Below are 10,545 nucleotides of genomic sequence, written 5' to 3' on the forward strand. Positions count from 1 at the left end.
ATCGGCTAACTTAACCCCCCGGACTCTAAAGCCGAGTGCTACTGAATCCGGGGGGACGTCGGGTTTTGTATTTTGCATTTTCAAAGCTACCTTTCAATGCAAATAACAAGACCTGACCCTGTTGTCTGCAGGAGATTGATAGTATTGTTAAAGCTGGTGATGTTGTTCAGGCGTTGACCTTCGAGCGAAATTTGTTGATGGTTGCAAAAGATAAGTTTGAGCTGCTGTCATCAATAGAATTTGATGATTTGTATCGCCTCCAGGTGGGTAGGAATAGATGCGCCCATCCGTCTATTAATATTGATGATGAAGCATATTCTCCTTCTGCGGAATTGGCCGGATTGAATTTGCATTCAGCCATTACTCACCTTTTGCAGCACCCTCTTGTGCAAGGGAAATATGCACTTGAACGAATAGTCGAAAATATTGAATCTAAGTATTTTCCTGTTGCTCAGGAAAAAGCAAGGTTGGCTCTTGAGTCGGGGCCTCTTGGGCGAGCACGCAAGGTGCTTGTTCGTAACCTTCTAATCGTCTTAGTAAAGGAGTTGTTGAGCAAGGCGCGGTCTATGGAATTTAAACGGCGTATGAGGTTATCTGCTGCGCTCCTTGCTACTATCGAGCTCTATCCAGAGTTTTCCCGAGAATTCTTCGAGAAGGAATTCCCTGTTCTATTCAAAGCTGTCCTAGATGATTCGATGAGTAATGCCGTTTCCTTTCTGGAGACTTATGGGGATTCGTGGCAGTATTTGACAAATGATGCCAGGAAAAAAATTCAATGCTATGCTAGTGATCTACCCGGCTCTGCACTAGATGATGATTTGGGGTTTTTGCTTGAATTTCCTATGCTGAAGGAGTACGCTCAGTTGAGCGTATAGAAGTTGACTAGGCGGGATGTTTGTTCTTCCATGGAATTTGAACAGTTATTGAGCGATAGCAATCTGGGGAGATTTTCGCTTCACGAGTCGAAGGTGGATTTGTAAGTTTCAGGTTATAATTACTATTGGTGGTACTGCCTGGGCTAAGGAGCGGAAGTTCAGAATGGCTGTCAGGATTTGTCAAGAAATTCGTTCCGAAACTGCTACCGACATGGCTTAACCATGCGGTTCTTCAGATGCTTTTTTTGATAAATTGCGGAACGGATGCTTACCTAGGTTAGCCCAATGCAGGCGCAACCCGCTGAAGATAAAGGTGTCCAACGCCCGCTTTTGACGGGGCCGAAGCGACATCACTTTCTGCCGCAATTTTACCTTGAAGGGTTCACGCAAGGTGGGTTGGTGGCGGTTTACGATCGTGAGCTGAACGAATTTCGGTCACAGCAGCCTATCAACACCGGAGTTATTGGGCACTTTTATACGGTACAGGATGCCGATGGCCGGCGTCGGTATGAGATCGAAGCGATGCTTTCTGACTTTGAAAGCAAAGCGACCCCGATCGTTGAAAAGTTGGCTGACGGTAAGCAGATTGATGACGATGAACGTGCTAACCTTGCCATCTTTGTTGCGCTTGCAGCGATGCGTACGCCTGACGTTATCGATTCCCTAAAGCTTTTCAAGGAAGCCCATGTACTTGATACCGCGAAGCGACTTTACACCGACGTAGAAGATGTCGCCGCCGATATGCGGCAAAACCCGGAATATGCAGGGCTGTCTGATGAGACGATTCTCGAAGACGCCAGATTCATGGTGGACATGGCCCAGAACGGCGGCTGCAAGGTGGAGGTCGACCATACCTGGGCAGTGAAGATGGCCATCGACCTGGCCTTCAAGGTTGCGCCCCTTTTGGCAGGGCGCGACTGGATGGTCTTTATCCGGGAATGCGATAAAAAGTCCTTCATTACCACAGATGCGCCCGTGGTTTTAACTAGCGAGGGCACGTCAGCCGATAGCTTTTACGGTATCGGCTATGGCAGTGCCGACGCGATCGTCCTCTTTCCGCTGACGGAGTCTTCCATGTTGGTCATGTGCGGGAACGGAGGCAATCTGAAGTGGATTGCAGCCAATGCCGATACTGTTCGGCAACTCAACCTTACGGTTGCGAGCCGGTGCCAGCGCTTCATCGTAGGACGTGACGAGTCGCTGTTACGGTCATTGGCTGAGTACCTGGGGCTTGCCAGTAAAAAATGGCAGCCGAAGCTCCAGGCGCGATAGGCCGTACCTAGTCGACGTTGAAAGCGAAGCATATGTTGGGAATAGCTTTTTATGCTTAGCTTGTGAGCATGGGGCGCTGCCCGACGCCTGGGTTTAGAGAAGCGCCACATGCCCAAGCAATACGCTCAATAGCCCACGCCCAGAATGATGTTGCCTGCGGCGATATGCGCCGTGACGGGTTGGTGCAGTGGCCAAGCCTCCGCCTTATCTACCTGCGCTACTAGGCTGAGGCCATTGGTCAGCAATACGGCGACTTCTGCCTGCCCTGACTCGCGCAGCAAGGGGCTGATGTGGCCGTGCAGGGCATTGTCGCCCGATACCGCTGACGGGTTGTGCCCTGCCGTCAGGCGTACCCAGGAGGCTTTGACCAGGGCCGCAACAGCGCTGCCGGGCTTGAGTTCCAGCAGTTCGGTGCTCTCGCGGGTGATGGTGGCAAGCAGGGTGAGATCGCCTGGCAGGGTAAGTGTGATCTGATCGTTGCTATGTCCCGGCGCAATATGGCTTACTGTGCCATAGAGCTGGTTGCGGGCGCTGGTTTTAAGCATGAGCTTACGCAGGGTTTGCAGGCTGCTCGCGGCGTCGGGCAGGGCTGCAATGTCGCGCAGCAGGCTACGCTGCAATTGCTCCATGGCGCGATAGACGCTGATCAGGTGTCGCCCGGCAGGGGTTAAATAGGCACCGCCCCCTCCTTTGCCCCCGATATTGGTACTGACCAATGGCGTCTCGCTTAAGCCATTCAGATCATCCAGCGCATTCCAGGCGCCGCGATAGCTGAGCCCTGCCGCCTTGGCGGCCTGGCTGATGGAACCGCTTTCGGCAATGGCTTCCAGTAGCAGTATGCGGTTGGCCGGTATGGGCGAGCCGCCTTCTGTGCCCAGTGCAGGGATTAGCGGCAGGGTAGCCATGGGGCTTGGGGTGGGCTGTAGATGGGCATGCCATTATTGTAGGGCACTTGGGCACTCAGCATCGCTATGTAGTAAACTGCATAGCGATGCTGAGTGCCCAAGTGTATGAATCTGTCTTTGGAGTGGTGTGCATGAAGAACCTGATCCTGTTGGCGATGCCCTTGCTTATGACGTTTGCGCCCAGCGCACAGGCGGGCGAGGTGCAGTTGGCAGTGGCGGCGAACTTTGCCGTGCCCATGCAGAAGATAGCGGCGGCATTTGAGCTATCGACCGGGCACAAAGTGCTGCTTAGCAGCGGCGCGACAGGCAAGTTCTATGCGCAGATCAGCCAGGGCGCGCCGTTTGAGGTCTTGCTGGCCGCTGACGACGAAACGCCGCGGCGGCTGGTGCGGGATGGCCTGGCTATTGCCGCAAGCCAATTCACCTATGCCCAGGGGCGGTTGGCATTGTGGAGCCCCAAGCAGGGTGTGGTGGACAATACGGGTGCGGTATTGAAAACGGGCGGTTTCAATCACCTGGCTATCGCCAATCCCAAGGTGGCTCCCTATGGTGTGGCTGCCACGGAGGTAATGATTGCGATGGGCGTCTACACCAGCATGCTGCCCAAGCTGGTACAGGGTGAGAGCATTGCCCAGGCCTATCAGTTTGTCTCGACCGGCAATGCCGAGCTGGGCTTTGTAGCCTTGTCGCAAGTCTATGAGCACGGACGGATGCGTAGCGGCTCTGGCTGGGTTGTTCCGGCGCAACTGCATACGCCCATCAAGCAAGATGCAGTTTTGCTGCTTCGCGGCCGCGACAACCCGGCGGCCAGCGCTTTGCTCGGCTACCTGAAAACGGATGCAGCCAGGGCCGTGATGGCGAGCTACGGTTATGCTCCCTAGTGGCCATCGGGGCAGCCTTACATCATGACCGCCGATGACTGGGCTGCTATCTGGCTCACCGCCAAGCTGGCGACCTTGACCACCTTGCTGTTGCTGGGCCTGGGCACGCCGCTGGCTTGGTGGCTGGCGCGCACCGATAGTCTCTGGGCACGTTGTGTCGGGGCGCTGGTGACCATGCCGCTGGTACTACCGCCTACCGTGTTGGGCTTCTATCTGCTGTTGCTGATGGGCAGCCAAGGGCCGCTTGGGCAGTTCACTACCTGGCTGGGGCTGGGGCTGCTGCCTTTTACCTTCACAGGCTTGCTGCTTGCCTCTGTTATCTACTCGCTGCCGTTCACCGTACAACCCTTGCAGCAGGCTTTCCGGGCCATAGGTGCAAGGCCGTTGGAGGTCGCAGCCACCTTGCGCGCCTCGCCGTACGATACCTTTTTCAGCGTGGTACTGCCCCTGGCGCGGCCTGGGTTGATTACTGCGGCCGTCATGAGTTTTGCCCATACTGTGGGCGAGTTTGGGGTGGTACTGATGATAGGGGGCAATATCCCTGGCCAGACGCGCGTGATCTCGGTGCTGCTCTATGACCGTGTCGAGGCGCTGGAATACACGCAGGCGCATTATCTGGCGGCAGGCATGCTGGTATTCAGCTTTGTGGTTCTGCTGGGGCTGCACCTGCTAAACCGGGAGCGGCGGGCATGAGCATACGAGCCAAATTGTCGTGCGGGCTGGGGGCTTTCCGGCTGGCGGCCGAGCTGAGCCTACCCGGTAGCGGGGTGACCGCATTGTTTGGCGCATCGGGTTCGGGCAAAACCAGTCTGCTACGTTGCCTGGCGGGCCTGGAGCCCACGGCGCGTGGCTATCTGGAGGTATCGGGCGAGGTCTGGCTCGATAGTGAGCGCGGGGTTGCGCTATCTACCCACTTGCGTGGCGTGGGTCTGGTGTTTCAGGAGGCCAGCCTGTTTGCGCACTTGAACGTACGCCGCAATCTGGAATTCGGTTTGCAGCGTACCCCCATGGCGCAACGGCGATTGCACTGGGATGGTGCGCTGGAACTGCTGGGCATAGGCCATTTGCTGGAACGCTTGCCGACGCGGCTCTCTGGCGGCGAGCGCCAGCGGGTGGCTATCGCCCGCGCCTTGCTGGCGTCGCCACGGATGCTGCTGCTGGATGAGCCGCTGGCCGCGCTGGATCAGCCGCGTAAAGACGAGATATTGCCTTACCTGGATAGGCTGCATCGTGAGCTTGCCATTCCCATGGTCTATGTGACCCATGCCATGGAGGAAGTCAGCCGCTTGGCTGATCACCTGGTTTTGTTGGAGGCAGGCAAGGTGGTCGCTGCCGGACCCTTGTCCAGCACCTTGGCACGCCCGGACCTGCCTGCCAGTTTTGAGGACGAGATCGGTGTGATCGTGCAGGCCGTGGTCACCCATGTGGACAGCCAGTACCAGTTGGCGCAACTGAGCTGCGCCGGTGGTGCGCTACGCGTACCCCAGCAGGGCCTGAAGCCCGCCGATGGTTGCAGGGTGCGCATACGCGCCCGAGACGTTAGTCTGACGTTGCACGAAGAAACCGACACCAGCATCCTTAATCGGCTGCCGGGCGTGGTGGAGGCCATCCACCCATCATCCCATCCCGCGCAAGTGCTGGTGAGCCTGATGGTGGGGGAGTTGTCGCTGGCCGCACGCATTACCCGCCTGTCTTGCGACAATCTGCAGTTGCAGGTGGGCAGCAAGGTGTGGGCGCAGATCAAGTCAGCTGCACTGCTTTAGCCTGCTGCGGGCCAGGGCTGCTTATGGCATAGGCTCGCGGCGCTTAAACCAGATTACGGGGCGTGCCGGCAGCCCAAAGCTCGATATTCTCTATCAACTGCTCTGCCAGCCGGCTCATGGCCTCGAAACTGGCCCAGCCTATGTGGGGTGTCACAATCAGGTTGGGTAGTCCTGCATCCAGCAGCGGGTTGCCCTGGCGGGGCGGCTCTTCGTGCAGCACGTCTACGCCGGCCCCACCCAGATGTCCGCTATGCAGTGCCTCCAGCAAGGCCGTCTCATCGACGATGCCGCCGCGTGCCGTGTTGATCAGCACGGCGCCGGGCTTCATGGCGGCTAGGGCGGCGGCATCAATCAACCCCCGGGTGCTGTCGTTGAGTGGGCAGTGCAGGCTGATGATGTCAGCCATACGCAGGCCCTGCTCGAAGTCGATATGGCCGGGCCGTATTTTGCCAGCGCCCTTACGCTCTGCAAACACGACATTCATGCCAAAGGCGCGGGCCAGCTTGGCTGTACCCTGGCCCAGTGAGCCGCTGCCGACTACCAGCAAAGTGCGGCCGTTCAGGTCGCGAACCGTGGCGCCAAAGTGGCAGAAATAGGGGGACTGCGCCCACGCGCCTTTGGCCAGATCCTGCTGATAGGCAGGCAGGTTGCGCATCAGCGCCAGCATCAGCATCAAGGCGTGCTCGGGCACGGTTGCGTCGGCATAGCCACGGATATTGCTTACCGCTATGCCGCGCTGGCGGGCCACGGCCAGGTCGACATTGTTGACGCCTGTCGCCGCCACGGCGATCAGCTTGAGCCGGGGCAGGGCGGCCAGGGTGGTTGCATCGAGCACTACCTTGTTGCTGATGACCACATCGGCATCCTGGCAGCGGGCGATGATCTCTGTGGTAGCGGTGGCATCAAACGCTTGCCAGTGGTGCGGCAGCCTGGGGGTGCGCAGCGGGGCGGGTAGGCTGGCACGATCAAGGAAGACGATATTCATGGCGGTGACTTGCGGTGGGCTGTGGAGACGGCAATGCTAACGCATCGCCATCTGGGCGGCCCATCTGTCGTTGAGCAGGTTGGCGCTTATTCGATCAGGGCGCGATAGGCATGCCAGGTTGCATGGCCTACCAGCGGCACCGCCAGCGCCACGCCCACCCCCCACAAAGCAAAGCCTGCCAGCACGATCAGCACGATGATGGCGCCCCAGGTCAGCATGCAGACCGGATTGGCCAGGCATACCCGTACGCTGGCAAACAGGGCATTGAAGGTATCGGCATCGCGGTCCAGCATGATGGGAATGGATACAACCGACAGGGCGAAGGTCAGCAGGGCAAACAGGGCGCCCGAGCCCAGCCAGATGATCATGAAGGTCATATTGTCTGGCTGCAGCAGGAACTTGGGGGTCAGCATCACCGCGACGGACGGGATATCGTCGGTAAAGAACAGGGCGAACACCACCACCGAGACGCGCATCCAGCCGGCCACCAGCAGGGCCAGGATGATGGCAAACAGGCTGATGCCCGAGGCATTGATGCGCAAGGCAGTCAATGTGGGCAACAGCTTTACCTTGTCGACCGTCTCATGTCGGCGGCTGATCTCGTACAGGCCCAGACAGATAAAGGGGCCGGCCAGGAGAAAGGCCGTGACCAGGGTCATGGTGTGTTCCGGCGCGTAGCCAAATAGTCCGCGTATGGCCCAGCCCATGGCGACAAAGGCGCTGCCGTAGAACAGCAGGCCGGTTGGTGTGGCGCGGATATCGCCCAGTGCCAACTTGAGCCATTTGAAGGGCGTGTGCCAGGGTAGATCGCGCACACGGGTATGCAGCACCACGGGAGGTGCATCGTCGAGCAATTCCGCCATAAGGTGTCTCCTCGTTATTGTGGGCGGTGATTGATTCGAACTGGTCAAGGCGACACCAGGCCGCCTTGACGATGCGTAGTGAACTACGCTGCCGCTAGACGGCGCTTACTCCAGGCCCAGCAGCTCCACCTCGAACACCAGTACGGCGTTGGGGGGAATCACGCCACCTGCGCCGCGCGCACCATAGCCCATGGCCGGTGGAATGGTCAGCTTGCGCACGCCGCCTATCTTCATGCCTTGCACGCCTTGATCCCAGCCCTTGATGACATGGCCTGCACCCAGTGGGAAGGAAAAGGGAATGCCGCGATCCTTGCTGGAATCGAACTTGGTGCCATCGGTCAGCCAGCCTGTGTAATGCACGGTGACTTCCTGGCCTGCCTTGGCTTCAGCGCCGTCGCCGGTCTTGATGTCGTCAATGATCAGGGTATCGGTCATGGTATTGCCTTCTTTGTATACGAGAGTGAAAACGGCAGGATGATACGCCCAGCGGCAAAAAAATAGGGCCGACGTGTGCCGGCCCTACGGTAGTGTTGCGTGTTGCCCGACTAGCTGCCGATTTTCCCGCCATCGGCCTTGGTAATGATGACGGTGGCGGAACGCGGACGCCCGCCATTTGCATCTGGCCATTTGCTGAATACCAGCGGGTTCTGCAGGGTGTAGACATCTGCCGAGGTGCCCGTGGGGATGGTAGGCCGATTGGGGTGGCTGCCCAGCTCGCCGGGGTGCTGCACATTGATGAACAGCGTCTTCATGTCGGGCGTGAAGGTGATGCCGGTGATCTCGCAGCCCGAGGGGCCGACCAGGAAGCGGCGGATTTCACGGGTCTTGGGGTCGGCGACCAGCATCTGGTTATTGCCCTGACCGGCGTAATTGCCCGTATTGGCGGCGCTGCCGTCGGTTTGTATCCACAGCCTACCATCATGGTCAAACGCCAGTCCATCGGGGCTATTGAAGGTGTTGCCGGCGTTGATGTTGCTGGAGCCGGCCGATTTCAGCGGTGTGGCCGAGGGGTTGCCGGCCAGTACGAAATGATCCCATTCGAACGTCAAGGCGGCGGCATCGCCCCCGGTTTCACGCCAACGGATGATCTGGCCATAAACATTGCTGGTGCGGGGGTTGGCGTCATCGGTGGTGCTACGGCCCGAATTATTGGTCAGGGTCAGGTAAACCTCCTTGGTGGTGGGATGTACCGAAACCCATTCCGGCCTGTCCATCGGGGTGGCGCCGGCCACGGTGCCAGCTTGGCGGGCATTGATCAGCACGCTGGCCTGGTCAGGCAGGGTGGCATCGGTCTTCAGGCTGGGGTTGGCTTCTTTGTCCAGCAGCAGCCACTCGCCCGTACCCATGGAATCACCCTTGGTGGCGCCATCGCTGAATCGGGCTACATAGAGCTTGCCGCTCTCCAGCAGGTTGCGGTTGGCAGGGGCGGTGGGGTTGGCTGCATCGTACTTGCCCTCCGAGACGAACTTGTAGACGAACTCGCCCGCCTGGTCGTCGCCCATGTAAACCACTACGCGGCCATCGGCGGCGATGGCATAGGCGGCGTTTTCGTGCTTGAAACGCCCCAGGGCTGTGCGCTTCTTGGGGGTGGAGGTCGGGTCGAAAGGGTCGATCTCAACGATCCAGCCAAAGCGGTTCGATTCGTTCGGCTCCTTGGCCCAGTCGAAGCGGTTGTCGAAATCCTCCCAGCGATAGCCCGAGCGGCCAGAGGACAAACCGTAGCGCTTCATCAGCGCGGTCTGGCTGGCACCGCTCACCGTCGTGCCAAAGTAGCCGTTGAAGTTCTCTTCACAGGTGATATAGCTGCCCCAAGGGGTATAGCCATTGCCGCAGTTGTTGAGGGTGCCGAAGGCATAGCTGCCGAACGGATCGGCGCTGGTCTTGAGCAGGGCGTGTCCTGCCGCAGTGCCGGTCATCAGCATGGGGGTGTTGCCGTGTATGCGGCGGTTGTAGGCCGAGCCGACTACCAGTTGCCACTTGCCGGCCGCATCCTTCTTGATATGGACTACCGAGACGCCATGGGCGTGCTGGGCCTTGCGTACCTTGTCCAATGTCCAGGTGCCGAAAACATCGGTCTGGCCAGGCTCATAGGCAAAGAAGTACTCCGGGTTGATGTACTCATGGTTCATCACCAGCAGGCCTTCGCTGCTATTGGTGCCACTGATGGGGAAGTAATGCATGCCATCGTGGTTGTCACCCATCTGTAGGGCTTGGTCTGCACCCGTGTTGGAACCATCCGGTTTCCAGGCAGGCGCACCCTTGACCAGGGGCGTACCCCAGGGAACGAAAGTTTCGGCCACATAGCCCTCGGGCACCACGATGGCGTCACCGCTGCCGACGCTGACCTGCTTGAAATTCAGCATGGGGGCTTGTGGCGGCACGGGCGCTACGGGCTCGGTACCACCATCGCTGCTGCAGGCGGCCAGATTGCCGCCCAGGAAAGCCACGGCGCCCAGGCCCAGACCGCTTTTCAGTATTCCACGACGCGAGACGACACGGTCGACCAGTTGGTTGAAGTGCTCTGCCCGGCTGGGGTTGATCGAAATGTTCTCGTTGTCGTCGAACTGACTCATGGTGCGCTCCAGGGGGAGGGGAGTGGGAAGGAGCGCGGATTATTAGGGGGCTGTATTACGTCGCGTTGAAGGATTTGTTGCGGTCATAAAACCCGGTATGAATAACGATCTGAGGGATGCTGGCGACAGCAGTGTTGTAAAAATGGCGTGATCGCGTGATTTGTCGCTTTTTTGCTGGTACTGCTTGCGTGCAGGCTCGACTATCCCAAGCTTGCCGCGAGCTACGCCGCAAGCAGAGCTGTTTAGAGCCTGTTCCATGTCTTTTCACCTCGTCGCTGGTCTGGAAAATGGCCAAGCACAAGGCGTGGTGCGCAGGCAATAACAAGTTATTGCCAAGCGCCACAACGCAGTGAATGGCCGTTTTCCAGATCAGCCCTACGGGTTCGCAGCCTTGCCGGCGAATGGCGGCGTTGCAAGCCGCTGACGGT

The 10,545-nt window shown here is 58.7% G+C and carries 11 protein-coding genes; 5 read left to right on the plus strand and 6 right to left on the minus strand.

The genetic code is table 11. The features are described from left to right. The first annotated feature begins 197 nt into the window (after positions 1–197). Together V7714_RS20335 and V7714_RS20340 are read left to right on the plus strand one after the other, a co-directional pair. On the plus strand, positions 198–875 hold the full coding sequence (locus V7714_RS20335; protein ID WP_335711370.1) for a hypothetical protein: 678 nt from the start codon (positions 198–200) through the stop codon (positions 873–875). Between the two features lie 285 nt (positions 876–1,160). Beyond that, positions 1,161–2,147 carry a DUF4238 domain-containing protein gene (locus V7714_RS20340; protein WP_335711371.1) on the plus strand — a complete coding sequence of 329 codons (987 nt, stop codon included), beginning with the start codon at positions 1,161–1,163 and terminating at the stop codon, positions 2,145–2,147. A 125-nt stretch (positions 2,148–2,272) separates the two neighbouring features. On the opposite strand, the gene V7714_RS20345 is transcribed toward V7714_RS20340, so the two are convergent. After that, positions 2,273–3,052 carry a TOBE domain-containing protein gene (locus V7714_RS20345; protein WP_335711372.1) on the minus strand — a complete coding sequence of 260 codons (780 nt, stop codon included), beginning with the start codon at positions 3,050–3,052 and terminating at the stop codon, positions 2,273–2,275. 131 nt (positions 3,053–3,183) lie between these two features. Here V7714_RS20345 and modA point away from each other — a divergent pair, with 131 nt between their 5' ends. From modA to modC, 3 genes are read left to right on the plus strand one after another with little or no spacing between them, the layout of a single operon-like run. Further along, on the plus strand, positions 3,184–3,933 hold the full coding sequence (gene modA / locus V7714_RS20350) for a molybdate ABC transporter substrate-binding protein (protein ID WP_335711373.1): 750 nt from the start codon (positions 3,184–3,186) through the stop codon (positions 3,931–3,933). 24 nt (positions 3,934–3,957) lie between these two features. Further along, a complete protein-coding gene (gene modB, locus V7714_RS20355; RefSeq protein WP_335711374.1) occupies positions 3,958–4,626 on the plus strand; it encodes a molybdate ABC transporter permease subunit in 669 nt (222 codons plus the stop codon). After that, the gene (modC, locus tag V7714_RS20360; RefSeq protein WP_335711375.1) at positions 4,623–5,696 is read left to right on the plus strand and encodes a molybdenum ABC transporter ATP-binding protein; all 1,074 of its coding nucleotides are present in this window, start codon (positions 4,623–4,625) and stop codon (positions 5,694–5,696) included. Before modB ends, modC begins: the two co-directional genes overlap by 4 nt. Before the next feature lie 43 nt (positions 5,697–5,739). On the opposite strand, the gene V7714_RS20365 is transcribed toward modC, so the two are convergent. The 5 genes from V7714_RS20365 to V7714_RS20385 form a co-directional block, all read right to left on the minus strand. Next, entirely contained in the window at positions 5,740–6,681 is a 942-nt protein-coding gene (locus tag V7714_RS20365) for a D-2-hydroxyacid dehydrogenase (RefSeq protein ID WP_335711376.1), read from the minus strand. Between the two features lie 86 nt (positions 6,682–6,767). Then, the gene (locus V7714_RS20370) at positions 6,768–7,544 is read right to left on the minus strand and encodes a DUF2189 domain-containing protein (RefSeq protein ID WP_290334202.1); all 777 of its coding nucleotides are present in this window, start codon (positions 7,542–7,544) and stop codon (positions 6,768–6,770) included. 105 nt (positions 7,545–7,649) lie between these two features. After that, positions 7,650–7,979 carry an FKBP-type peptidyl-prolyl cis-trans isomerase gene (locus V7714_RS20375; protein ID WP_284195853.1) on the minus strand — a complete coding sequence of 110 codons (330 nt, stop codon included), beginning with the start codon at positions 7,977–7,979 and terminating at the stop codon, positions 7,650–7,652. Between the two features lie 110 nt (positions 7,980–8,089). Beyond that, entirely contained in the window at positions 8,090–10,117 is a 2,028-nt protein-coding gene (locus V7714_RS20380) for a PhoX family protein (RefSeq protein ID WP_335711377.1), read from the minus strand. Between the two features lie 55 nt (positions 10,118–10,172). Further along, a partial coding sequence (locus V7714_RS20385; RefSeq protein WP_335711378.1) for a hypothetical protein occupies positions 10,173–10,545 on the minus strand: 373 nt, incomplete at its 5' end.

Origin of the sequence: Chitinimonas sp. JJ19, from assembly GCF_036961565.1 — a bacterium.
Taxonomy (GTDB): Bacteria; Pseudomonadota; Gammaproteobacteria; order Burkholderiales; family Chitinimonadaceae; genus Chitinimonas.

Bases quoted from the DNA above. Each gene is read 5' to 3' on its own strand.
- V7714_RS20365 (WP_335711376.1), bottom strand. From the start codon at position 6,681: ATGAATATCGTCTTCCTTGATCGTGCCAGCCTACCCGCCCCGCTGCGC.
- V7714_RS20345 (WP_335711372.1), bottom strand. From the start codon at position 3,052: ATGGCTACCCTGCCGCTAATCCCTGCACTGGGCACAGAAGGCGGCTCG.
- V7714_RS20375 (WP_284195853.1), bottom strand. From the start codon at position 7,979: ATGACCGATACCCTGATCATTGACGACATCAAGACCGGCGACGGCGCT.
- V7714_RS20370 (WP_290334202.1), bottom strand. From the start codon at position 7,544: ATGGCGGAATTGCTCGACGATGCACCTCCCGTGGTGCTGCATACCCGT.
- V7714_RS20380 (WP_335711377.1), bottom strand. From the start codon at position 10,117: ATGAGTCAGTTCGACGACAACGAGAACATTTCGATCAACCCCAGCCGG.
- modB (WP_335711374.1), top strand. From the start codon at position 3,958: ATGACCGCCGATGACTGGGCTGCTATCTGGCTCACCGCCAAGCTGGCG.
- modA (WP_335711373.1), top strand. From the start codon at position 3,184: ATGAAGAACCTGATCCTGTTGGCGATGCCCTTGCTTATGACGTTTGCG.
- V7714_RS20340 (WP_335711371.1), top strand. From the start codon at position 1,161: ATGCAGGCGCAACCCGCTGAAGATAAAGGTGTCCAACGCCCGCTTTTG.
- V7714_RS20335 (WP_335711370.1), top strand. From the start codon at position 198: ATGGTTGCAAAAGATAAGTTTGAGCTGCTGTCATCAATAGAATTTGAT.
- modC (WP_335711375.1), top strand. From the start codon at position 4,623: ATGAGCATACGAGCCAAATTGTCGTGCGGGCTGGGGGCTTTCCGGCTG.